Genomic DNA, 24,727 nt, shown 5'->3' on the forward strand with positions numbered 1-24,727 from the left:
CAGACAGTAATAATGTAGCGGCTTTGCTACTCGTTCAGCAAAGCCGCATTAGCCAACCCCATAAGCATGAGATATGGGGTATGTTTTCGACGTACATTTCATTTCCGGTGTACTCTTATGTAAGATTTATACTTACAGTGGAGGCTGTTATGGTCAGAACAATGACCGTTGATCCTGGCGATGAACTGCGCGAGTTTATTGAATCGCTCATAGAATCAGGTGATTACAGAACACAAAGTGAAGTGATCAGAGAGTCTCTTCGTCTGCTGAGGGAAAAACAGGCCGAGTCACTACTTCAGGCGTTACGTGAACTTCTGGCTGAAGGTCTGAACAGCGGAGAGCCGCAGGCCTGGGAAAAGGATGCCTTTTTACGGAAGGTCAAAACAGGGATGATCAAACCCGATGAGAACGGTAAAATTAACGCCAAAGGCCAGTGAAGATCTGGAAAATATCTGGCATTACGGCTGGCAGCATTTTGGCGAAATACAGGCCGATCGATATATTAATCATCTATCAGATATTATTCGGGATGTAGGGAGATACTCGAGGGCTACGGCTTGATGTTTTATAAAGATATCTGGTAGCTATCTGCTTACCAGATATCTGGTATGGTTCCATGAAAATCGGTTTTGTTCAAATTTCTATTCGTATGGTAGTAATACGGTTACCGCACAATCGGTGTCAATGTTGACTCGTCCCCAGGTACCACGAAGTTCTACCATCTGTGAACGGGCACATTCAGTATTGTTTTGATCACAGGGAATAGCCTCAATCTGCATGTTTTTATCATCACATGCTATTGATACTGTTGCATTATCTATTATTTGTGCACAAATTGAATCTGATTCATAGACATCACAGGGCATATTTCCATGTCTTAAAAAAATATTTGCAATGAGCTCATTGGTTTTTGGTCCACTAAATTCTTTATTTATTGAGGTTACTTCTGAGTATTTATCAAAAGAAGCAGCTAAATTTTCAGGATCTATTGACGCGATAATTTGTACGCTGTCACTATCAAATGACATTTTATCATTAATGGTGGTAATGCTGGTCCCAAAATTGTCGTCAATAATCGAAATTTCCGTTTTTATATTATGGTCTGTAAAGCCGTAAGTAGTTATACTATAAGCGTCATAGGATACTTGATGTTTTTTGGTGTTGTAAGTTATTTCCCCATCAATATATTGCGATTGTGCGTAATCATATGAAGATGGTTCGATATGTAATTTTAAATCTTGTTTGATTATTTGTGCATCGTATAGTGGTGATATATTTAATTGTGCATCGATATTGCTGGTCCAGACACAATCAAGTGTGGAGTTATCATGTGATGTACAGCGGGCCCGGCGGGTTTCAGTCATATTGGGAAGTGTGAAAAAAGTGCTGCCAATGATCATTCTTATACTGGAATCCATTGTTATCGTTGATTCAATATCGACCCATAGTCCAGGACCGCACGTTACCTGACTTCCACGTAGCTTTCCACCGGTACATAACATCTCAATATTCTCTGGTAATAATGATGTTCTAACCCGTAGGTCACTATTTAAATTAGTTGTACCTGCCCCAGTGCCTGTCATATCATTCAATTCGGCATTGATCTTAACGTATCCAGATCCAAATGTATTGTTGGCGAAGCACATAAATAGAATGAATGAAATTATGATTTTTTTGCTTATGGTCATCATTTTTCCTGTGTTTATTCGTAGGGTATCAAAACGGTAATTGCACAAGTTGTATCAATGCTGACTTTCCCCCAGGTACCATTTATCGTACCTACTTTGCCGTTCAGGCAATGTGTTGTGTCTGAAGCATTACAAGTGCTGCTAAAGGCAAGCTGCGCATTCAGATCGTGACATACAAGAGCAACTGACGTCTTATTAAGACTGTAGTTACACAAGGATGTATCGTCGCATGGCGTATTGCCATGGTAGAGATATACAGCGGCTAGCTCGACATTATTTTTTGCGCCAGTCATGGCGACTTCTGTACTGTGCACTATCGTATTTTCAGAAAATGAAGCATCTACTATTTCTGGAGGAAAATAACGATGTAGGGTGGACGCTGGAGAGCCATTAAGTACAAGTGAACCGTTCCATATACCGAAATCACCCTCGGTATCTTCTGTCACTGTTACAGTCCATTTGAATTTCAGATTCTCAATGCCCGATGTTTCCGGTTCATAACTAGCGTAACTGCTTACCGATTCATCAATAATAATATGGCCGGAAAGGGATGAATATTGATTAGTGTCATTATTTCCTCCTCCGGGTATTACCGAAACTGTAAGATTTTGCTGGTTAATGGTTATTCCATTCTGTTTGGTAAGTAAGGTGAGGGGAAGTGAAAATGATTTATCCCATACACAAATTGCGCTGTTAGTTGCCTGATTACCCGTACAGTCGGCATGTGCCGTCGCTTTTACCGCTTCACCAGTAAAACTATAAGTGATACCGTTATCGACAGCGGTTGTATTGATGAAAGAAGTTGATGGATCAAACTCAAGGGTGGATTCAAGTCCATAGGGAATTGTACCTTGAGTAGTACAACCACCCCCATCGCCTCCACCTGACTTAGTGCACGATGAAAGGATATGAATGTTTGTTGGTAATGGGGTATGGATGGTATCGAGTGTAGGATCGCCAGTCAGTGCACCAAGACTATCAAACTGTGAAATAATTTGAGAATTATATTCTATATCCGTTCTTACTTCAGCGCATTGTAGCGCAATACACCAAAAACCAGATATTATTACCAGTATTAGCTGTAATAAAATTCGTTGCATTTCATATCCTTATAATTTTACCTATAGCTCACTGATATTCAAAACTCACTGTTGCGCTACCCGAAAATTCCCCCGGCATAACCTCTTCACCAGCGTATTTTTGCAGCCTGGCCTGCAAGTTGATGGTGGTAATCCCTTCTTTCAGCACAAAAGCTGTACCCACTGTTGCATTGATACTCACTGGTTGCTGTGCAGCCGTTTCCACGCCAATCGCAAAACCACTGGCTTCCGACGAGGGCTCCAGCGCCAGCAGTCCGGGCAGGGTACTGTCTTCAACACCCTGAAAGGTCACCACCACGCCGTTGGCTAGCGCTGTTTTGCAATCCTGGAGGCTAAGTGTGAATGGAACAGGAGTCGTTTGCCCGCTGGCGTCGAAATTGTCACTGCCAATAGTATGAAAATCCACCGTTGCCATCGTGTCATTATCCACTACCAGGTTACAGGCGCCGGCAACCAGCTTACCGCTGTAGTGCACATTAGGCGTGGCGGCAGGTAGCGTATTGAAAACCGCCCATAACATTACGCCTCCGATCAAATGCCCGGCAGTTTGAAAAATACGGTTCATTGGTAATCCACCTGTAACGTGGCAAAAGCCTCAAAATCGCCTTCGGCAGGCTCTTTACCTGGCTGTTTTACCGGCACGGCTTTTAGTGTGGGAAGCGATGATTCATCGATGGTTAGCGACGTGCCGGGAGGAAACACCGTGCCGTTCTGCTGAAGTTCAATGCCCAGCTCAGGGACATTGGTGGTTAAGGCATTTGCGGAGTAAGGCGTCGCCGTGCCCAGATAGCTCAACGTAAAAGTTAATGCGTCATCGCGAAAGCTGCTGTCGCAGGTAAGGGTCCACGGGATCTCGGTCAGGTAATTGACGCCGTCAATATTATCAATAATCACGCTACCAAAACTGACCTCCAGCGTTTCACCGTTATTGATAGTACAGGCGGGCGGATTTATCAGTTTGCCGTGAAAGGTCAAATTGTCGGCGCAGGCAAACTGGGTGATTAAAAGCGTCAGGATAAGCACCCTTTTCACTATGAATCTCTCCATCACTGGTAATCCACGACTAACGTCGCACTGGCGTTAAAATCGCCACCCGCTAACTGCGTGGTGGGCTCTTTAACCGGTACGGCTTCCAGCTCTGGCCCATTGCTGCCGCTCAGGGTGAAGTTCAGCCAATCCGTTATGCCAACCGGAACCAGTTGCTTATTGCCCGCCTGCTGAATACGGATGCCTAACCCCTGCACCGAAGTTTGCAGAACCTGCTCCCCGCTGATGGTGGTGGTGGTCCCCTGAATTTGTAGCTTCAGATAGTCACTCGCTCTGCCATCGCAGTTCAGGCTGTAGCCCACAGGTTTCGTTTGAGAAACATCGCCAACTTTGGTGGTCAGGACATCGCCAAACTCTACGGAAGCGCCGCCTACCGTACAGGGCGGTGGTTGAGTGACGACCAGATGCAGCTCCAGTTGCACGGTTTTTGTGCCGGCAGCCTCGGTGTCGGTAACGAATCCACCGCACAGCAGCACCAGTATTTTCCAGCGAGTCAACATCGTCATAGATCTCTTTCGCACAGGATTACTTATTCGCTTTCTTCTCAGCGTCACGGGTTTTCTCCTCATTGACCTTGCAGGTATTCCCTGAGCAGGTGAAAACCAGCAGGCGATGGCCGCCGTAATCATCGACGTAGCCCACCACCGGCGAACTGCCGAGCGAGGCACCTTTGATGGGAGAGGTCACTTTTTCACGCGGGGCAATCAGCAGGTTTTTAAAGCCGGAGGCGGTTTCGTTCTCTTTGCTACCGGCATTGCTGATGACGAGGTAAAACGGTGTGGGGTTGTCGAAGATCACGCCATCGCCCTGGTAGGTCAGCGTGAGCTTCGTTTGCCACGGGTGCGTCTTATCCACCTGCCGGGCGACGGCTACCGGGCGGTAGAAAAACTTAATACGCGTTTGCAGCGCCAGCTGGAGCGTATTAGGCTTATCGCTTTTCGGCGGAATTTCCCGCACGTTGAAATAAAACAGACTTTCCCGGTCCTGCGGTAGGCTAGCCGCGGCTGGTAACGGCTGGACTTTAACCTGCCCGTCGGATTTTGGCTCAATACGCTGCAGCGGCGGCAGGGCGGTAAAATAGCGGGTATCTTTGGCGAACTTATCGTCTTCCAGCCACGCCTGTGCGAGGTAGGGCAGAGTGGCGTTGCCGTTTTTCAGCGTGACGGTGATTGAATTTTCATTGCCGTTAAAAATAACGCGGGTACGATCCGGCACAATCGCGCTGTGCGATACCAGCGGCGCAGCCAGTAATACCGAAGCGATAAGCGCCTGGCGCTTAAAATGGTTGGTCTTGTTCATTACGGGTTCCCTTTATTCCATATCCTTGCGATTCACCGCATGGTTGTCAGCCAGCGGTATGGGCGGGGTTTGAGTGGTTGTCGCCACCGGCGCGGCCGGTTGGCCATCGGTTTGCGTATGTTCCTGGATTAGCGGTTGCGCAGGCAGCGGAGAACTTTTCTGCGGTGCGGTGGGGGGCTGACCTTCCAGCATTTTGCACGGCAGCAATAGCGCGTTGGCCAATAGCTCCGGTGTAAACGTGGGCGGGAGTGATGCTTCACACTGCGCCGCGCCATCCCAGAAGACTTTCAATGTTTCCCCGGCTTTTACGCCTGCCAGCCAGGCGTTGCCGTCATCGGCCACCAGGCCCAACTGCTGCTGGCGCTCGTTTTTCACTTCGGCGCCGAACGGTGGGAAGTCGCCGTCTGCCAGCCGGAAAACCGCCATCATTTTCTCGCCGCTGACCACGTCAAAGTGACGGTAGCCGATGGCGCCTTCGGTGAGCGTGATCTGCACAACCGACTTAGTAGCTTCCGCCTTCTCCGGCAATTTGTTCAGATCGATACGCGCCAGGCTGCGCGAATAGCTTCCGACATCCGCAATCACGGCCTTGCCGAAAATGTTGGTTGAGGTTGGCGAGCCGTTACCGCTAACGGGGACGTCCGCAATGCCGTCGGTATCAACCAGCAAACGTGTGCTGCCCGCTAAACTTCCCCGGTGTAGCGCGCCGCCCTGGGTGGTCAGCGTCATGCCGCCGCGCAGCGACATACCCAGCGAACGGTACGATCCTTCTTCATAATCCGCGCTTAGATCGATGTCCGTCAGCGCGCCCTGATGGCTGTAATAACCGTCTGCCTGCGCGCCTTGTTCATCCTGCCCGATGTGAAGCTGCCAGTTATCGCCGTTCTGGCTGTGGCCGGAATAGCCGAGCTGATTACGGTGTTGACTACCGTTAAACGTACCGTTGTAGCTGATGGAATCATTGCCCCAGGGAACAGACAGCGAGATATAGACGCCATCATCTTTATCACCGTTATATTCGCTGCGATAGCCGTTCAGCGACGCACTGAGATTTTTTATCGACCCTAAGTCGAAGTACCAGGAAAGAGACAGGTTATAGTTACTCTGATCCGGGCTGTCCCAGAAGGTACTGCGTGAGTAGCTGAAATAGGCGCTCATGCCCTGTTCACGGAAGTTCTGGTTATAGGTGACCGTATAGCGTTCTTTTTCGTGGCCGGCATTGAGATGATGATAGGTTTTCGCATCCAGGTAGTCGCTCATGCTCATGAAGTTCTTTTCTGAGAAGCGGTATCCGGCAAAGGTCAGTCGGCTGTCGATTTCATCAAAGTCACGGGAGTAGCTGATGCGATATGAGTTACCCTGCAGCGTTTCGCCGTCAAACCCGTCGTCTTGCGGCATGTGGGCGATGGAGTGCGTAATGTCGACCGCCACCGCGCCCACCACGCCAAGATCCTTACCGCTTCCCAGCGCCACGGCCTGATAGTTGCTTTCTCCAATTGCGCCGCCATATAGCGACCAGCCGTTGGTGACCCCCCACGAAGCTTCCGCCGAGGCGAATGTGCCGGTAATGGGGTGATGATCCCAGTCCTGCGGGCGGCCCAGCGCCATCTTGTAGCGCACCATGCCGGGGCGCGTCAGGAAGGGAACCGATGCGGTGTTAACGTCAAACTCCTGGGTCTGACCGTTCTGCTCTTCCACGGTGACGTGCAACGTACCGGAAACGGACTGGTTGAGATCCTGAATACGGAACGGTCCTGCGGGCACCTGCGTTTCATACAGTACGCGCCCCTGCCAGGAGACTTTGACTTTGGCATTAGAGCGCGCAATGCCCACTATCTCCGGCGCATAGCCGCGCAGTTTCGGCGGCAGCATCTGATCGTCAGAAATGACGCTGGCACCGATATAGTTAAAGCTGTCGAAAACATCGGACTGGAGATAGCTTTCGCCCAGCGTAAGTTTGGCCCCGAGCGTCGGTAGTGCGCGATAGGCGTAGTAGCGGCTCCAGCTCTGATCGTGGAGGGTGGAAGTGTTCTCGTCATCGTCACGATGGTCGTAGCTGGCCTGCCAGTCGGCCCGCAGTCGCCATGCGCCCAGGTTCGCGCCTAACGTCCCGTTGCCGCTGATACTTTGCTCTTCGCTGCCGCTTTCTTGATCGTGGCGGAGCTGATTATTAATGTTGTAATCCAGAATGATGCCGGAAATACCATTATCCCAGCGGGCGGGCGGGTCCCAGTCGACATCGCTGTATTCCATATACGCCTGGGGTAAATTCACCAGCAGCGTGGAGTGTCCCAGGTCGGCCTGAAAATCCATGCCCTTCAGTGAATCTGGCGCCAGACATTGTCGTTCACCGTGCGTTATCCAGACGAGTTTTTCCGCGAGTTCCGGTTTTATACCCAATTGCGTAACTAATTCTGGTTCTGCGCAAACCTCGCTTCCTTGTGGATCATGTTCTGGTATAACCCAGTTAACAGGAAATTCCTGCGGCAGAGTCTGTCCGTTAATTTTAATTTGTAAGAGGTAGACGCCTGGCAGAATAAAACCCTTACGAGAAAACTGTGCAATGTTAACGTTATCGCGATTTTTTACATCGAGGAAATCGGTATTAAATTCGATGTCTTTGCCTGACGCGCTATAAGGGGAGGCGCTTAGAAGCATTCCCACTCCGCACGCTATTGGGCAAAGAACACTTTTCCATGTGTTATTCATCAAATATATTCCGCAATAAAACTCAACAGGAATACCCTACCTAAAGCGGCAGGGTATTATCGTCGTGACTCTGTTAACTGAATTACAGGTAAGAGATAGTGACGTTGGCGGCGCTGCTGAATTCACCTGTGCCTACGGTGCCGGTTGCTGCGCCAACCAGCCAGGCGGTGAAATTCAGGCTTTGCTTCTCATCAAGGATGGTGTCTCCGTCCAGGTCCGCAATGGCCTGTGTATAGGTATCGCCCAGTTTGATATTGTTTTTGCCAGCATCGCCGATTGCCAGGCTTACGTTGCTAATAGCGCCAGTGCCGTCAGTCTTCATCAGCGCGAGATTATCCGTGGCGCCTGTAGCCGCTGTGGTTCCACTACCTGTAGTGAATACCACATTCATATTTTTCTCGGTAGCCCAGGTACAACCCTCAAGATCGATATGAAAGGTACGGGCATTGTTGATGGTCGTTTTACCATTACTCAGCGTGCCATTACCGATACTTGAACCCATATTGACTGTTTGATCTTCCGTATCCAATGTGACAGAGCAGGGGGAATCAACAATATTACCAAGGAAAGTGACCTTCGCTGTGTTGCTACCCGCGGCTTGAGCGCCGGAGACAATTCCCATAACTAAAGATGCAGTTACTGCCAGTTTACAAAAATGAGATGACTTCATCGTGTTATCCTTAATTAACGTGTTTTATGGCAACATTTTGTACGCGTATACCAAGGGATATGCGGCATAGAGCCATGCTGCGGGCTTTGGGTAAAAAATAGGTCATAATAAAAATATTATATTTCTACATTTTTATGAGTATATTCTTATGAGCTGAATGATCGTACCTGCTCATAGAATATTATATGTAATACTTTCAATATATTTATTTCATGTATGTTCCAGAAAAAACAAAAAAAGTGGTCTTTTTTGAATATTAAACTGGCGTGCATGCTACTCGTTTTTCCGTAAAAGTGAAATAATTTATTTTTTTTTTGAAAGGGAAGGCTCTTTGGGTGGGGTGCTTATAGTGTTTGCATGATTTTTTTTTGCTTAATTGATGTTATTTATAATGCCTGGTGCAAATATCTGTTTTTTTAATAAATTAGTTATATGATTATTATATTGTTGTGTATCGATTAATAATTTTAAAGTTATACGGGAAAGGTAGCATTCAACGCCTGTTAACAATATATTTTATTATATAGGCGTTGTCGTAGTGTCTCTGTGCGTGAATGGTTAAGAATAATACGTTACAATTGTCGCTGGTATTTACAACCGATTAAAAACCATGACAACTAACCATCAAATTGACCGTCTTCTCACCCTCATGCAGCGCCTGCGTGACCCGGAAAACGGCTGTCCGTGGGATAAAGAGCAGACCTTCGCCAGCATCGCGCCTTATACGCTGGAAGAAACCTATGAAGTACTGGATGCGATTGCGCGTGAGGATTTTGACGATTTGCGCGGCGAACTGGGCGACCTGTTGTTCCAGGTGGTGTTTTACGCGCAGATGGCGCAGGAAGAAGGCCGCTTCGATTTTAATGATATCTGCGCTGCCATCAGCGACAAGCTGGAGCGCCGCCATCCGCATGTTTTTGGCGAGCTTTCCGCGGATAATAGCGAAGAAGTCTTAGCCCGCTGGGAGCAAATCAAAACGGAAGAGCGCGCGCAAAAAGCGCAGCATTCCGCGCTGGACGATATTCCGCGCAGTTTACCGGCCTTAATGCGCGCGCAAAAAATCCAGAAACGTTGCTCAAACGTGGGCTTTGACTGGACGACGCTGGGACCGGTCGTCGATAAGGTCTATGAAGAGATCGATGAGGTGATGTTCGAGGCGCGGCAGGCGGTTGTTGATCAGGCTAAACTGGAAGAGGAAATGGGCGATTTGCTCTTTGCCACGGTCAACATGGCGCGTCATTTAGGTACGAAAGCGGAGCTCGCTTTGCAAAAAGCGAACGATAAATTTGAACGTCGTTTTCGCGAAGTTGAACGTATTGTCGCAGCCAGAGGCCTGGAAATGACCGGGGTGGACCTGGAAACAATGGAAGAAGTTTGGCAGGAAGTAAAACGCCAGGAAATTGATCTCTAAAGGTTTTAGGCGGTCAAGAGCGATTTGTGTGATTTTTTAAATAACAAGCGCTTGATTTACGTCAAAAACATTTGCCTCAAAGGGGCTATTTTCTCCCTCCCTGTGTGAATGTCAGCCTGACGAAGAGGAGGAATAATGAAAGTTTGTGGCGTAGGTCATGTTCGGGTATACTGCTTTCCCGTCCTGGTTATTCCATCGTCTTTTAAACCTAACTTCTCAGGTTCCGCATGACAACGAACTATATTTTTGTGACCGGCGGGGTCGTATCCTCTCTGGGTAAAGGCATTGCCGCAGCCTCCCTCGCAGCCATTCTGGAAGCCCGTGGTCTCAACGTGACCATCATGAAACTGGATCCGTACATCAACGTCGATCCGGGTACTATGAGCCCAATCCAACACGGGGAAGTGTTCGTTACTGAAGACGGCGCTGAAACCGACCTGGACCTGGGGCACTACGAGCGTTTCATCCGCACCAAGATGTCTCGCCGCAACAACTTCACGACTGGCCGTATCTACTCCGACGTTCTGCGTAAAGAACGCCGTGGCGACTATCTGGGCGCAACCGTACAGGTAATCCCTCACATCACTAACGCGATTAAAGAGCGCGTGCTGGAAGGTGGCGAAGGCCACGATGTGGTACTGGTGGAAATCGGCGGTACCGTCGGTGATATCGAATCGCTGCCGTTTCTTGAGGCGATTCGTCAATTGGCGGTAGATATCGGTCGTGAACACGCGCTGTTTATGCACCTGACGCTGGTACCTTACCTGGCGGCTGCGGGCGAAGTGAAAACTAAACCGACTCAGCACTCCGTGAAAGAGCTGCTGTCTATCGGTATTCAGCCCGATATTCTGATTTGTCGTTCCGATCGCGCGGTTCCTGCCAACGAGCGTGCAAAAATTGCATTGTTCTGTAATGTGCCGGAAAAAGCCGTTATTTCAATGAAAGATGTCGATTCCATTTATAAAATTCCGGGCCTGTTGAAATCTCAGGGGCTTGATGATTATATTTGTAAACGATTCAGCTTGAACTGTCCGGAAGCTAACCTGTCTGAATGGGAACAGGTCATTTACGAAGAAGCGAACCCGGCAGGCGAAGTGACTATCGGCATGGTCGGCAAATATATTGAACTGCCGGATGCCTATAAGTCGGTGATCGAAGCGCTGAAACACGGTGGTCTGAAAAACCGCGTTACCGTCAACATCAAATTGATCGATTCGCAAGATGTTGAAACGCGCGGCGTCGAAATTCTGAAAGATTTGGACGCTATCCTGATCCCCGGCGGCTTCGGCTATCGTGGCGTTGAAGGTAAAATCGCCACTGCGCGCTATGCGCGTGAAAACAATATTCCTTATCTGGGCATTTGCCTGGGGATGCAGGTTGCGTTGATTGAGTTCGCTCGTAACGTGGCCGGCATGGACAACGCCAACTCAACGGAATTTGTGCCAGACTGTAAGTACCCGGTTGTGGCGTTAATTACCGAGTGGCGCGATGAAGACGGTAACGTTGAAGTCCGTAGCGAGAAGAGCGATCTGGGTGGCACCATGCGCCTGGGCGCGCAGCAGTGCCAGCTTAGCGATGACAGTCTGGTACGTCAGTTGTACGGCGCGTCGACGATTGTTGAACGTCATCGCCATCGTTACGAAGTCAACAATATGTTGTTGAAACAAATTGAAGCAGCGGGTCTGCGTGTCGCAGGCCGTTCCGGTGATGATCAGTTAGTCGAGATCATTGAGGTACCGAATCATCCGTGGTTCGTGGCCTGTCAGTTCCATCCGGAATTTACTTCCACGCCGCGTGATGGACATCCGTTGTTCGCTGGCTTTGTTAAAGCCGCCAACGAGCATCAGAAACGTCAGGCGAAGTAAAAAAGTTAGAACGGCGGTGCACCCTCAGCGGTGCACCGTTTGTCTGAAGTTTTAGTTTAACTAGTGACTTGAGGAAAACCTAATGTCCAAAATCGTTAAAGTCATCGGTCGTGAAATCATCGACTCCCGTGGTAACCCGACTGTTGAAGCTGAAGTACACCTGGAAGGTGGTTTCGTAGGTATGGCGGCGGCTCCGTCAGGTGCTTCTACTGGTTCCCGCGAAGCGCTGGAACTGCGCGATGGCGACAAATCCCGTTTCCTGGGTAAAGGCGTAACCAAAGCTGTTGGCGCGGTTAACGGCCCGATCGCTCAGGCTATTCTTGGCAAAGACGCTAAAGACCAGGCTGGCATCGACAAAATCATGATCGACCTGGACGGTACTGAAAACAAATCTAACTTCGGTGCAAACGCCATTCTGGCTGTCTCTCTGGCTAACGCCAAAGCTGCTGCTGCCGCTAAAGGTATGCCGCTGTACGAGCACATTGCTGAACTGAACGGCACTCCGGGCAAATACTCCATGCCGGTTCCGATGATGAACATCATCAACGGCGGCGAGCACGCTGACAACAACGTCGACATCCAGGAATTCATGATCCAGCCGGTTGGCGCGAAAACGGTTAAAGAAGCCATCCGTATGGGTTCTGAAGTTTTCCATCACCTGGCAAAAGTGCTGAAAGGCAAAGGCATGAACACCGCTGTGGGTGACGAAGGCGGCTATGCGCCGAACCTGGGCTCCAACGCGGAAGCACTGGCTGTTATCGCTGAAGCGGTTAAAGCGGCTGGTTACGAGCTGGGTAAAGACATCACCCTGGCGATGGACTGCGCAGCATCTGAATTCTACAAAGACGGTAAATACGTTCTGGCTGGCGAAGGCAACAAAGCGTTCACCTCCGAAGAATTCACCCACTTCCTGGAAGAACTGACCAAACAGTACCCGATCGTTTCCATCGAAGATGGTCTGGACGAGTCTGACTGGGACGGTTTTGCATACCAGACCAAAGTACTGGGCGACAAAATCCAGCTGGTTGGTGACGACCTGTTCGTAACCAACACCAAAATCCTGAAAGAAGGCATCGAGAAAGGCATCGCTAACTCCATCCTGATCAAATTCAACCAGATCGGTTCTCTGACCGAAACTCTGGCTGCAATCAAGATGGCGAAAGACGCTGGTTACACTGCTGTCATCTCTCACCGTTCTGGCGAAACTGAAGACGCTACCATCGCTGACCTGGCTGTTGGTACCGCTGCAGGCCAGATCAAAACCGGTTCTATGAGCCGTTCTGACCGTGTTGCTAAATACAACCAGCTGATTCGTATCGAAGAAGCTCTGGGCGAAAAAGCACCGTACAACGGTCGTAAAGAGATCAAAGGCCAGGCGTAATCCTGCTTTTACCTCTTAACGTATAAACCCGCTTCGGCGGGTTTTTTTGTATCTGTTCAATAGCGCAGCCGCTGTGCATGACCGGGCAGACGAAATCTGCAATAATTAACGATTATCCCCTTAACAGAGAACGCTATGCAGTACCCGATTAACGAGATGTTCCAGACCCTACAAGGCGAGGGTTATTTTACCGGCGTCCCCGCTATTTTTATTCGTTTACAGGGATGTCCGGTCGGCTGTGCCTGGTGTGATACTAAGCATACCTGGGATAAACTGAGCGATCGGGAAGTGTCTCTGTTCAGCATTCTGGCAAAAACCAAAGAGAGCGACAAATGGGGGGCTGCGAGCAGTGAAGACTTGCTGGCAGTAATTAACCGTCAGGGCTATACCGCGCGTCACGTTGTCATCACCGGTGGCGAACCCTGTATTCACGACCTCATGCCGCTCACCGATCTGCTTGAAAAGAGTGGTTTTAGTTGCCAGATTGAAACCAGCGGGACGCATGAAGTGCGCTGTACGCCTAACACCTGGGTCACGGTTTCACCAAAAGTGAATATGCGCGGGGGATATGACGTGCTTTCCCAGGCGCTGGAGCGCGCCAATGAAATCAAGCATCCCGTTGGGCGAGTTCGTGATATTGAGGCGCTGGATGAACTGTTAGCCACGTTGAGCGATGATAAACCGCGCGTGATTGCTTTGCAGCCCATTAGCCAGAAAGAAGACGCGACGCGTCTGTGTATTGAAACTTGTATTGCACGTAACTGGCGGCTGTCTATGCAAACGCATAAATATTTAAATATCGCCTGATGCATTACTAATCTTACAGACGGCCTGCCGATGCCGTCTGTGACTCATCCATTACCTTGCATTGTTTATTTTCTCTATGTGAATTTCGATGAGTGTATAAAAGCGCTGATAAATTTTTCCATAGCGATGCACGGATCACGCTATTTTGGTAAATTTAAAGAAAAAATCATTCTATGAACTTTTTTGCATCAAAATCAGCAAATTAGCTGTTCTTTAATAATTTAAATTGTTGCGATTATGTTGGTAGAATGTGGTGCTGATAAAAAGTAGTTTATAAACAATGACATACGTTTAGTGTATTCCCCGCGCCAGCGGGGATAAACCGAGAAAGATGCGTACGTTCAATGTCGAGCTTTTGTATTCCCCGCGCCAGCGGGGATAAACCGACTGGCTAATCACGGTTAACGCCGTGCCGGTGGTATTCCCCGCGCCAGCGGGGATAAACCGCGGCCGGACTGATTTAACGAGGGGAATTTATGGTATTCCCCGCGCCAGCGGGGATAAACCGTTTTATCGTCGTAGCCTATTGCTAACTTGACGCGTATTCCCCGCGCCAGCGGGGATAAACCGCCGCTGACGCACTGGATCAACCTGACGCAACGGTATTCCCCGCGCCAGCGGGGATAAACCGTAATCTTTCAGCGCGTCCTGGCGGTCAACGAGGTATTCCCCGCGCCAGCGGGGATAAACCGTTGAGTGCCACGGCCAGAGCGGTAGCCATTAAGTATTCCCCGCGCCAGCGGGGATAAACCGAAAACGGGTTTGCGGAAGGCTGGAACGCCTGCGTATTCCCCGCGCCAGCGGGGATAAACCGGAGCGGATCCGGGATCGTCAGCACTCTGAACCGTATTCCCCGCGCCAGCGGGGATAAACCGCACGATTTTATGTGCCGCGTCGAGGCGTGGGCGTATTCCCCGCGCCAGCGGGGATAAACCGGCGACCAAACCATTCGGATTCCGTAGGGGACCGTATTCCCCGCGCCAGCGGGGATAAACCGATTTCTTGCCTATAATTTCCGGTTCGACGCCAGTATTCCCCGCGCCAGCGGGGATAAACCGCACAGATCGCGAGTTTGCTGGGTATATCTGAAGTATTCCCCGCGCCAGCGGGGATAAACCGGGGAATGGCTGGATCTGGTGTTGGTTATTTGCGTATTCCCCGCGCCAGCGGGGATAAACCGCCGCCGCTGTTCTTCTGTGTCTGCTTTTGTCCGTACTCCCCGCGCCAGCGGGGATAAACCGGCAGTAATCCCGGGTATTCCGAGTTATATGAAGTATTCCCCGCGCCAGCGGGGATAAACCGGCGTCAACCAGTTCTGGCATACCCTCCTCTTCGTATTCCCCGCGCCAGCGGGGATAAACCGATTAGCTGATAAATCATCCAACATGTCACTTAGTATTCCCCGCGCCAGCGGGGATAAACCGAGTCGCTGGCGGATGTGCGGCGCACCGAAGCCGTGTTCCCCGCGCCAGCGGGGATAAACCGCACATAACCCGGCGCGATGGCCGATACATCATGTGTTCCCCGCGCCAGCGGGGATAAACCGCGAGAGATCATAGACCAATGGACTGAAAGACTGTGTTCCCCGCGCCAGCGGGGATAAACCGTTGCGCTGTTCTATTGGCGGCAATTCTCTGAAGTGTTCCCCGCGCCAGCGGGGATAAACCGAGTACGAGGCACTATTCGGCAAGAAACCGCACGTGTTCCCCGCGCCAGCGGGGATAAACCGGGGGCATGTGCGAAATTTCGCTCCAGTTTGTTGTGTTCCCCGCGCCAGCGGGGATACACCGGCTCAAAACTCGGATGGTATAGGCGTGGCGCAGTGTTCCCCGCGCCAGCGGGGATAAACCGGCAAGCCACAGCGCAAAAGAGGTCTATTCCTGGTGTTCCCCGCGCCAGCGGGGATAAACCGGCGCTTCCGCCAACTCTCATCCGTGAAACGGTGTGTTCCCCGCGCCAGCGGGGATAAACCGCGCCATAAACGCGACTCCGTCACACATCCGTAGTGTTCCCCGCGCCAGCGGGGATAAACCGACGCGTTAAAACTGCGCTCAATGCAGACGGCCGTGTTCCCCGCACCAGCGGGGATAAACCGCGGTTCGCCCGCTGCTCAGTCTCGCCGGAATGGTGTTCCCCGCGCCAGCGGGGATAAACCGGGGCATGAGTGCTACTGCTTTCAACCCGAAAGGTGTTCCCCGCGCCAGCGGGGATAAACCGATAAATTATCGGGAAATCATAATCAGCGCCGCGTGTTCCCCGCGCCAGCGGGGATAAACCGAAAACCCTCAAATATGCGTAACGGGAGGCTGGGTGTTCCCCGCGCCAGCGGGGATAAACCGTGCGCCAACGACTGGAATTTTTGCGTGTAGCCGTGTTCCCCGCGCCAACAAGGATAGCCGTTGCATAATCATAATCTGTGTACCAGTAATGGCAGCTACAAACCTGTAAAGTAAAAAGGCCGCGTTTTCCCGGGGAGGCTTTTAGACAGGAGAAGGCCATGGCGTTAAGGATCAGAGTATTGCTCGAAAATCATAAGGGAGCTGGAGCGGATAAATCGTTGAAGGCCCGGCCAGGGTTAAGCCTGTTGGTCGAGGATGAGTCTACGTCTATCTTGTTCGATACCGGCCCTGATGGCAGTTTTATGCAAAACGCGTTGGCGATGGGGATCGACCTGTCCGATGTGTCTGCTGTGGTGCTTTCGCATGGTCATTACGATCATTGCGGCGGCGTGCCGTGGCTTCCTGATAGCAGTCGAATCATCTGCCATCCCGATATTGCACGTGAACGTTATGCAGCAATGACTTTTCTTGGTATTACCCGAAAAATAAAAAAATTGTCGTGTGAGGTGGACTATTCACGCTATCGAATGATGTACACGCGTGACCCCCTGCCGATTGGCGAAAACTTTATCTGGTCAGGGGAAATACCGGTGGTCGCGCCTGAAGCCTACGGCATTTTTGGCGGCCACGATGCGGAGCCGGACTCTATTTTGGATGAGGGCGTACTGATTTACCAATCGACAAAAGGATTAGTCATCATTACGGGATGCGGGCATCGGGGGATCGCAAATATTGTCCGGCACTGTCAGAATATTACTGGTATAAAGCGGATTTACGCGCTTGTCGGCGGATTTCATCTCCGCTGCGCATCACCGTTCACGCTGTGGCGAGTCAGGCGCTTTCTGCAAGAACAAAAACCTGAAAAACTATGCGGTTGTCACTGTACAGGGGCCTGGGGGCGGTTGTGGCTACCGGAAATAACCGCACCTGCAACCGGTGATGTGCTGCGCTTTTAACACCGCGCTGGACAATGTTTTCACTGATAAAACGTCGTGTGGATAGGCTGGAATCAATTTGACATCCAGCCCACGCGTTAATAAACCTTATTCGCCGCGATAGACGCAGCCGGCTGTACAGGTCTCTTTCACCATCACGGCGCTCAGTAGCGGCACGACGGGCTTAACCTGATCCCAAATCCATTTTGCCAGCACTTCGCTGGTGGGATTGGACAGCCCTGGAATATCATTCAGATAGTAGTGATCAAGACGATCGTAAGTCGGTTTAAACGCCGCTTTGAGATCCGCGAAATCCATAATCCAACCGGTATGCGGATCGACTTCACCGGTAATTTCGAGACGCACCATAAACGAGTGTCCGTGCAGGCGGCCGCACTTATGCCCTTCAGGCACGTGAGGCAGGCGGTGAGCGGCTTCAAAGGTGAAATCTTTATACAACGTGGTGGACATGATGAACTCTCAGGCAATAAAAAAACCGCCGTAGGGTACCGGAAAGCGCATTTTTTATCATTAACTAAAACCATTCTCCGCCTTGTGACGGGCAATTAATTTAAGAATTTCCAGAAAATTTAATAATTATCAATCAATTATAAAATCGATTTTGGCGTTAATAACGATAACTAAAACAGGTTAGTTCATTTGGTTATTTGTTATTTCCAACCCTTCTTTAATTGTTATTCCTCTCACCGTTAACCTTATCCTCAGTTTGGGATTTATCGCTTATACATTTCATCTTTCAAGCCGCATCTGTGTTGACTGCGTTTACTCACCCCAGTCACGTATTTATGTACGCTCCTGGGGCGCGCTCAGCTTACGGCGAACTTGAATGATTTTGTGTATAGATCCGCTTTGCTTACTGGAACATAACGACGCATGACGACACCGGCTCCACTGACTGGGTTGCTTCCGCTTAATCCGGAGCAACTGGCGCGCCTTCAGGCCGCGACAACCGACCTTACTCCCGAACAGCTTGCCTGGGTCTCCGGCTATTTTTGGGGCGTACTGAATCCGCGCTCAGGCGCTGTTGCCGTCACGCCTGCTCCTGAGGGGAAGATGCCGGGGGTTACGCTTATCTCCGCTTCGCAAACCGGCAATGCGCTTCGTGTGGCGGAAGCGCTGCGTGATGATCTGCTGGCGGCCAACCTTAATGTGACACTGGTGAACGCCGGCGACTATAAATTCAAACAGATTGCCAGTGAAAAACTGCTGGTGATAGTGACGTCCACCCAGGGAGAAGGCGAGCCGCCGGAAGAGGCCGTCGCTCTGCATAAGTTCCTGTTCTCGAAAAAAGCGCCGAAATTGGAAAACACCGCTTTTGCCGTGTTTAGCCTCGGCGACACCTCTTATGAATTTTTCTGCCAGTCCGGAAAAGATTTCGACAGCAAACTGGCGGAACTGGGCGGTGAACGTCTGCTCGACCGTGTCGATGCTGACGTTGAATATCAGGCAGCTGCCAGCGAATGGCGCGCCCGCGTGGTTGATGTTCTGAAGTCTCGCGCACCTGTCGCGGCACCTTCGCAATCCGTCGCTACTGGCGCGGTAAACGACATCCACACCAGCCCCTATACTAAAGACGCGCCGCTGATCGCGACCCTCTCCGTGAATCAGAAAATCACCGGTCGCAACTCGGAAAAAGATGTGCGTCATATTGAGATTGATTTAGGCGACTCCGGCCTGCGCTATCAGCCGGGCGATGCGCTGGGCGTCTGGTATCAGAACGATCCGGCTCTGGTGAAGGAGCTGGTTGAGTTGCTGTGGCTGAAAGGCGATGAGCCGGTGACGGTTGATGGTAAAACCCTGCCGCTCGCCGAAGCGCTGGAGTGGCACTTCGAGCTGACGGTGAATACCGCCAACATTGTTGAGAACTACGCGACCCTGACGCGCAGTGAGTCGCTGTTGCCGTTAGTGGGTGACAAAGCGCAGCTCCAGCACTACGCCGCGACCACGCCCATTGTTGATATGGTGCGTTTCTCTCCGGCACAGCTGGATGCTCAGGCGCTAATCGACCTGCTGCGTCCGCTAACGCCGCGTCTGTACTCTATCGCCTCCGCACAGGCTGAAGTGGAGAGCGAAGTGCATATCACCGTTGGCGTGGTTCGTTATGACATTGAAGGCCGCGCCCGCGCCGGTGGCGCTTCCAGCTTCCTCGCCGACCGCGTGGAAGAAGAGGGCGAAGTTCGCGTCTTTATTGAGCATAACGATAACTTCCGCCTGCCAGCTAACCCGCAGACGCCGGTGATCATGATTGGCCCCGGCACCGGCATCGCGCCGTTCCGCGCCTTTATGCAACAGCGTGCGGCGGAAGGGGCGGAAGGCAAGAACTGGCTGTTCTTCGGCAACCCGCACTTTACCGAAGATTTCCTCTATCAGGTGGAGTGGCAGCGCTACGTGAAAGAAGGCGTGCTGAGCCGGATCGATCTGGCCTGGTCACGCGATCAAAAAGAAAAAATTTACGTACAAGACAAGCTGCGTGAACAGGGCGCCGAGCTGTGGCGCTGGATCAATGATGGCGCGCATATTTATGTCTGCGGCGACGCCAGACGCATGGCCGCAGATGTCGAAAAAGCATTGCTGGAAGTGATCGCTGAATTCGGCGGTATGGACCTCGAATCGGCAGATGAATATTTAAGTGAGCTGCGCGTAGAGCGCCGTTATCAGCGAGATGTCTACTAATGAGCGAAAAACATCCAGGCCCACTGGTGGTCGAAGGTAAACTGTCCGATGCCGAGCGCATGAAGCTGGAAAGCAACTACCTGCGCGGCACCATTGCGGAAGATCTGAACGACGGTCTCACCGGCGGTTTTAAAGGCGATAACTTCCTGCTGATCCGCTTTCACGGCATGTATCAGCAGGATGATCGCGATATTCGCGCCGAGCGTGCGGCGCAGAAGCTGGAGCCACGTCACGCGATGCTGCTGCGCTGCCGCCTGCCGGGCGGGGTGATTACTACGACGCAATGGCAGGCGATCGATAAATTCGCGGCGGATAACACGATTTATGGCAGTATCCGTCTGACCAACCGCCAGACCTTCCAGTTCCACGGCATTCTGAAGAAGAACGTCAAGCCGGTGCACCAGATGCTGCATTCGGTCGGGCTGGACGCGCTGGCGACCGCCAACGATATGAACCGTAACGTGCTGTGTACCTCTAACCCGTATGAGTCCGAGCTGCACGCGGAAGCCTACGAATGGGCGAAGAAGATCTCTGAACATCTGCTGCCGCGTACCCGCGCCTATGCGGAGATCTGGCTCGATCAGGAGAAGGTCGCGACCACCGATGAAGAGCCGATCCTCGGTCAGACCTATCTGCCGCGTAAGTTCAAAACCACGGTGGTGATCCCGCCGCAAAATGATATCGATCTGCACGCCAACGACATGAACTTTGTGGCGATTGCCGAGAACGGCAAGCTGGTCGGCTTTAACCTGCTGGTGGGCGGCGGTCTGTCTATTGAGCATGGTAATAAGAAAACCTACGCTCGTACGGCCAGCGAGTTTGGCTATCTGCCGCTGGAGCACACCCTGGCGGTGGCCGAAGCGGTAGTGACGACGCAGCGCGACTGGGGTAACCGTACCGACAGGAAAAATGCCAAAACCAAATACACCCTTGAGCGCGTGGGACTGGAGACGTTTAAAGCGGAAGTTGAGCGTCGCGCGGGGATCAAATTTGAGCCGATCCGCCCGTATGAGTTTACCGGTCGCGGCGATCGTATCGGTTGGGTGAAAGGGATCGACAACAACTGGCACCTGACGCTATTTATCGAAAATGGCCGCATTCTGGACTATCCGGGGCGCCCGCTGAAAACCGGCCTGCTGGAGATCGCGAAGATTCATCAGGGCGAGTTCCGTATCACCGCTAACCAGAACCTGATTATTGCCAGCGTGCCGGAAAGCCAGAAAGTGAAAATCGAGACGCTGGCGCGCGATCATGGGCTGATGAATGCGGTGAGCGCGCAGCGTGAAAACTCAATGGCCTGCGTGTCGTTCCCGACCTGCCCGCTGGCAATGGCGGAAGCCGAGCGTTTCCTGCCGTCGTTCACGGACAAAGTCGAAGCGATTCTGGAAAAACACGGCATTCCTGATGAGCATATCGTGATGCGCGTGACCGGCTGCCCGAACGGCTGTGGTCGCGCGATGCTGGCGGAAATTGGCTTAGTAGGGAAAGCGCCCGGTCGTTATAACCTGCATCTTGGTGGCAACCGCATCGGGAGTCGTATCCCACGGATGTATCAAGAAAATATCACCGAGCCGGATATTCTGGCTTCGCTGGATGAACTGATTGGGCGCTGGGCGAAAGAGCGTGAAGCGGGTGAAGGCTTCGGCGACTTTACGGTGCGTGCGGGCATCATTCGCCCGGTGCTCGATCCCGCGCGTGATTTCTGGGAATAACCTGAATTGCCGGATGGCGTCTGCGTAGGCCTGATAAGCGCAGCGCCATCAGGCAAGGCAAACAGTGAGGAACTTATGTCCCAACTCGATCTCAACGCATTGAATGAACTGCCAAAAGTCGATCGCGTACTGGCGTTGGCGGAAACCAACGCTCAACTGGAAACGCTGACTGCCGAAGAACGCGTGGCCTGGGCGCTGGAAAATCTGCCCGGCGAATACGTGCTTTCTTCAAGCTTTGGCATCCAGGCGGCGGTGAGCCTGCACCTGGTGAACCAGATTCGCCCGGATATCCCGGTGATCCTCACCGATACCGGCTATTTGTTCCCGGAAACCTATCAGTTTATTGATGAGTTAACGGACAAACTCAAACTCAACCTGAAAGTTTACCGCGCGGGCGAAAGTCCAGCCTGGCAGGAGGCGCGCTACGGCAAACTGTGGGAGCAGGGCGTAGAAGGTATTGAGAAATACAATGAGATCAACAAAGTCGAGCCGATGAACCGGGCGCTAAAAGAGCTGAAAGCGCAGACGTGGTTTGCGGGTCTGCGTCGCGAGCAGTCCGGCAGCCGCGCGCATTTACCCGTTCTCGCTATCCAGCGCGGCGTGTTTAAAGTGCTACCGATTATCGACTGGGATAACCGTACCGTTTACCAGTACCTGCAAAAGCACGGCCTGAAATACCATCCGCTGTGGGATCAGGGCTATCTGTCGGTGGGCGATACGCACACCACCCGCAAATGGGAGCCGGGTATGGCGGAAGAAGAGACGCGGTTCTTCGGGCTGAAGCGCGAGTGCGGGCTGCATGAAGGGTGAGGTTTACCTCGTTTTGCGCATCAGACTTTTATTAATCCCGGTTATTCCGGGATTAATATTTTTAGTAAAGATAAAGGTCTGTTTTCGTACATCGAGTAATTGGCATGAAAGCATAATCTGTTGATACAAATCATAAGTTCGGAGAAAATGTCAACTTACACCAAATCCTGTATCGATTCCTGATTCGCAGGGATTCAATGTTACTGGGAAAATAGATAGTATAATTCCATCTATTTCAGATGCGGAATATATGGGGTTGGAACCCGTGATACGACAAGAAGGGTTGCAAGATTATATTGCTGATATGAAGTTTAATGTATTAGGTAAATTGAGTGTGACACTTACATGTAAAGTTTCTGACAGAGAACGTGTTTTGAAAGAGTGGAAGGTGGGAGCTATGGTGCCAGTAGATAGGATGCCCGTAAAGGTTCCACTCAAGGAACCATCAATTCCAATACCTGGAATGACGACAATTATTTGGGTAGATAGAATTCTAAACACAGGACAGTTTATAGAGCGGTGGAAGAAGGAATTGCTGTTATATGGGAAAGAACTGATTAGTTCACCAGATGCTATCTGTGCGAATAGTTCATATTGAAGAGAGGTTTTTGTGAAGTATTTCATTTTATTTGTGTCTATATTTTTTTTGCTTTTATCCATCGAGTCTATATGGATGTCTTATGTTTTAATCAAAGGTTTTCTTACTGTTCATATTGAGCAACCTATTTATTTTTCTACAAAATTGTTGGTGCGGGTTTTAATGGGAGGCTTGTTTTTCTATGCCGCATTTTTATGTTTTAGAAGATTCAATAAGTGGTAGAGACCTAAATAAGTCAGGTAGCCGTGCTACGCTGCCGGTGCTAGCGATTCAGCGCGGCGTGTTTAAAGTGCTACCGATTATCGACTGAGATAACCGTACCGTTTACCAGTACCTGCAAAAGCACGGTCTGAAATACCATTCGCTGTGGGATCAGGGCTATCTGTCGGTAGGCGATACGCACACCACCCGCAAATGGGAGCCGGGCATGGCGGAAGAAGAGACGCGGTTCTTCGGGCTGAAGCGCGAGTGCGGGCTGCACGAAGGGTGATTGTCCTTACGCGGTATGATTATACTTGCTGCTATGAAAAATCCGGCAGGCAGCCGGATTTTAAATTGGTTATTTTACTGACTATCTTTATGTCAGTAATATATTACGACTGCACCCATCTTTACCAATGTGCAAAGAACGTTCATGGGTTAGATATATTTTTTCAAGAATTACATCAATAAACATTTTTTTTGCATGATAGTCGTTATAATCCTGATTAAGTTTTTTTAAAAAACCGGAATTTGTTGGTTTAAACTCTGCAAACGGTGAATAGCTATGTAGTAAATAGGAGATGCACGGATGCATCATACTAAAAGCGACTTCACCTTGTACCTCCTGATAACCTATTTTGCAAAACTGAGTTGTAGGCTCAAAGTTACCGGCATTAATACAGGCCAGCATCGATTTTTCATCTGCAGTAAGTAAGTCCTGCCATTCGACAAGCGGGTGGTCTGGAGCCTCTGCGGGACGCATCATCTCATAAACCGCCGTTTTGATTTGTGCATTGCCCGTCACTTCTTTTCGTAGAGTTGAAATCGACTCCTGAAGTAATTCCGGGTGCCAGGTCATCTTCGAACCAATCACCTCGCATATTTGTAAAAATAATTGTCTCTCCTCTCTACTCATAGATTCTATCACTGTATCATCTGATATATTAAGGATGTCCTTAATATTGCTTTGGCTGATCACCGTGTCGCCGACCATAAGTAAAAATTGTGTCTGAGAGGCATCCATCTTGATAGTAAACAGATCCTGATGAGCCGGGCAGGCCAGATGTTGTAGCCGTTTAAAGGCGTAAATTTTATTTATATCCTCTACGTTAACTTCCATCTCTCCAGGTTCACCACGGCCCTGTCCGTGAATGATGGAGTGTAACACTTCCAGAGCATGGTCCTTTTTTTCCGCTCTAAAATGATCCTGGACTTTATCCCAGCCCCCCATATGGATTGCTTTTTCTTTATCTGCGCTTAACAGATGAGCAAGCCGACTTTCATTAAGCGTATAATTTTGATGATTACCGAAGCTTAAAGTGACTGGCATAATATTTTCCTTCAAATTTATATTATTCAATATCCGGAGTAAAATATATCGTTCAATTCTCTCTTTTTTATTAAACAGATAAAGTTTACTACAGGAGAGAATTTGAACGACATTATTAATACAGCACATTT

Annotated in this window: 20 protein-coding genes, 2 pseudogenes and 1 CRISPR repeat array; of the genes and pseudogenes, 12 read left to right on the forward strand and 10 right to left on the reverse strand. The window is 50.5% G+C overall.

Going from position 1 to position 24,727, the window contains the following annotated elements:
- Positions 1 to 80: 80 nt before the first annotated feature.
- Positions 81 to 437, forward strand: a complete 357-nt coding sequence (locus K8W53_RS04530) for a type II toxin-antitoxin system ParD family antitoxin (protein WP_023888681.1) — start codon at positions 81 to 83, stop codon at positions 435 to 437.
- Positions 403 to 522, forward strand: a pseudogene (locus K8W53_RS04535) (type II toxin-antitoxin system RelE/ParE family toxin); the annotation flags it as partial. The gene K8W53_RS04530 and the pseudogene K8W53_RS04535, both read left to right, overlap by 35 nt.
- 119 nt (positions 523 to 641) lie before the next feature.
- Here K8W53_RS04535 and K8W53_RS04540 read toward each other — a convergent pair.
- From K8W53_RS04540 to K8W53_RS04575, 8 genes are all read right to left on the reverse strand, one after another.
- Positions 642 to 1,691: a hypothetical protein gene (locus tag K8W53_RS04540; protein WP_072106021.1), complete on the reverse strand. Its 1,050-nt coding sequence runs from the start codon at positions 1,689 to 1,691 to the stop codon at positions 642 to 644.
- 11 nt (positions 1,692 to 1,702) lie between these two features.
- Entirely contained in the window at positions 1,703 to 2,788 is a 1,086-nt protein-coding gene (locus tag K8W53_RS04545) for a hypothetical protein (protein WP_023224602.1), read from the reverse strand.
- A gap of 28 nt (positions 2,789 to 2,816) precedes the next feature.
- Entirely contained in the window at positions 2,817 to 3,353 is a 537-nt protein-coding gene (locus K8W53_RS04550) for a fimbrial protein (RefSeq protein WP_023224603.1), read from the reverse strand.
- Positions 3,350 to 3,820, reverse strand: a complete 471-nt coding sequence (locus tag K8W53_RS04555) for a fimbrial protein (RefSeq protein WP_000832396.1) — start codon at positions 3,818 to 3,820, stop codon at positions 3,350 to 3,352. Before K8W53_RS04555 ends, K8W53_RS04550 begins: the two co-directional genes overlap by 4 nt.
- A 14-nt stretch (positions 3,821 to 3,834) precedes the next feature.
- A complete protein-coding gene (locus K8W53_RS04560) occupies positions 3,835 to 4,341 on the reverse strand; it encodes a fimbrial protein (protein WP_023224604.1) in 507 nt (168 codons plus the stop codon).
- 19 nt (positions 4,342 to 4,360) lie between these two features.
- Positions 4,361 to 5,134 carry a fimbria/pilus periplasmic chaperone gene (locus K8W53_RS04565; RefSeq protein ID WP_001044459.1) on the reverse strand — a complete coding sequence of 258 codons (774 nt, stop codon included), beginning with the start codon at positions 5,132 to 5,134 and terminating at the stop codon, positions 4,361 to 4,363.
- 12 nt (positions 5,135 to 5,146) lie between these two features.
- Positions 5,147 to 7,843 (reverse strand): fimbrial biogenesis outer membrane usher protein, encoded by a 2,697-nt coding sequence (locus tag K8W53_RS04570; RefSeq protein ID WP_072106020.1) that lies wholly within the window; start codon positions 7,841 to 7,843, stop codon positions 5,147 to 5,149.
- Between the two features lie 82 nt (positions 7,844 to 7,925).
- Positions 7,926 to 8,513, reverse strand: a complete 588-nt coding sequence (locus K8W53_RS04575) for a fimbrial protein (RefSeq protein ID WP_000842512.1) — start codon at positions 8,511 to 8,513, stop codon at positions 7,926 to 7,928.
- 610 nt (positions 8,514 to 9,123) lie between these two features.
- On the opposite strand from K8W53_RS04575, the gene mazG reads away from it, so the two are divergent.
- The 5 genes from mazG to K8W53_RS04600 all read left to right on the forward strand — a co-directional run bounded on the left by mazG (position 9,124) and on the right by K8W53_RS04600 (position 17,272).
- Positions 9,124 to 9,924, forward strand: a complete 801-nt coding sequence (gene mazG, locus K8W53_RS04580; protein WP_000210454.1) for a nucleoside triphosphate pyrophosphohydrolase — start codon at positions 9,124 to 9,126, stop codon at positions 9,922 to 9,924.
- A gap of 227 nt (positions 9,925 to 10,151) precedes the next feature.
- Complete coding sequence (pyrG, locus tag K8W53_RS04585; RefSeq protein WP_000210863.1) at positions 10,152 to 11,789, forward strand: glutamine hydrolyzing CTP synthase; 1,638 nt, start codon at positions 10,152 to 10,154, stop codon at positions 11,787 to 11,789.
- Between the two features lie 82 nt (positions 11,790 to 11,871).
- A complete protein-coding gene (eno, locus tag K8W53_RS04590; RefSeq protein ID WP_000036734.1) occupies positions 11,872 to 13,170 on the forward strand; it encodes a phosphopyruvate hydratase in 1,299 nt (432 codons plus the stop codon).
- Positions 13,171 to 13,305: 135 nt separating this feature from the next.
- Positions 13,306 to 13,977, forward strand: coding sequence for a 7-carboxy-7-deazaguanine synthase QueE (gene queE / locus K8W53_RS04595; RefSeq protein WP_001199961.1), 672 nt, complete (start codon positions 13,306 to 13,308; stop codon positions 13,975 to 13,977).
- Between the two features lie 296 nt (positions 13,978 to 14,273).
- Positions 14,274 to 16,316: a CRISPR direct-repeat array (repeat unit 29 nt; unit sequence GTGTTCCCCGCGCCAGCGGGGATAAACCG).
- Positions 16,317 to 16,474: 158 nt separating this feature from the next.
- Positions 16,475 to 17,272, forward strand: a complete 798-nt coding sequence (locus K8W53_RS04600) for an MBL fold metallo-hydrolase (RefSeq protein WP_023224609.1) — start codon at positions 16,475 to 16,477, stop codon at positions 17,270 to 17,272.
- A gap of 87 nt (positions 17,273 to 17,359) precedes the next feature.
- Here the strand turns inward: K8W53_RS04600 and queD are convergent, their stop codons facing one another.
- Positions 17,360 to 17,722, reverse strand: a complete 363-nt coding sequence (gene queD / locus K8W53_RS04605) for a 6-carboxytetrahydropterin synthase QueD (RefSeq protein ID WP_000108313.1) — start codon at positions 17,720 to 17,722, stop codon at positions 17,360 to 17,362.
- Positions 17,723 to 18,145: 423 nt separating this feature from the next.
- Between queD and cysJ the strand changes: the two genes are divergently transcribed.
- The 5 genes and pseudogenes from cysJ to K8W53_RS04630 form a co-directional block, all read left to right on the forward strand.
- Positions 18,146 to 19,945 (forward strand): NADPH-dependent assimilatory sulfite reductase flavoprotein subunit, encoded by a 1,800-nt coding sequence (gene cysJ / locus K8W53_RS04610; RefSeq protein ID WP_023224610.1) that lies wholly within the window; start codon positions 18,146 to 18,148, stop codon positions 19,943 to 19,945.
- The gene (cysI, locus tag K8W53_RS04615; protein ID WP_023181498.1) at positions 19,945 to 21,657 is read left to right on the forward strand and encodes an assimilatory sulfite reductase (NADPH) hemoprotein subunit; all 1,713 of its coding nucleotides are present in this window, start codon (positions 19,945 to 19,947) and stop codon (positions 21,655 to 21,657) included. The genes cysJ and cysI overlap by 1 nt, the downstream gene beginning before the upstream one ends.
- A 75-nt stretch (positions 21,658 to 21,732) precedes the next feature.
- On the forward strand, positions 21,733 to 22,467 hold the full coding sequence (gene cysH, locus K8W53_RS04620) for a phosphoadenosine phosphosulfate reductase (RefSeq protein WP_000080390.1): 735 nt from the start codon (positions 21,733 to 21,735) through the stop codon (positions 22,465 to 22,467).
- Positions 22,468 to 22,717: 250 nt separating this feature from the next.
- Positions 22,718 to 23,065 (forward strand): hypothetical protein, encoded by a 348-nt coding sequence (locus K8W53_RS04625; RefSeq protein ID WP_023224611.1) that lies wholly within the window; start codon positions 22,718 to 22,720, stop codon positions 23,063 to 23,065.
- Between the two features lie 232 nt (positions 23,066 to 23,297).
- Positions 23,298 to 23,555: pseudogene (locus tag K8W53_RS04630) on the forward strand (phosphoadenosine phosphosulfate reductase family protein); the annotation flags it as partial.
- Positions 23,556 to 23,642: 87 nt separating this feature from the next.
- On the opposite strand, the gene sopD reads toward K8W53_RS04630, so the two are convergent.
- The gene (sopD, locus tag K8W53_RS04635) at positions 23,643 to 24,596 is read right to left on the reverse strand and encodes an SPI-1 type III secretion system effector SopD (protein ID WP_023224612.1); all 954 of its coding nucleotides are present in this window, start codon (positions 24,594 to 24,596) and stop codon (positions 23,643 to 23,645) included.
- Positions 24,597 to 24,727 lie beyond the last annotated feature (131 nt).

Source organism: Salmonella sp. A29-2 (assembly GCF_020150755.1).
In the GTDB taxonomy this organism is placed as follows: Bacteria; Pseudomonadota; Gammaproteobacteria; order Enterobacterales; family Enterobacteriaceae; genus Salmonella; species Salmonella enterica.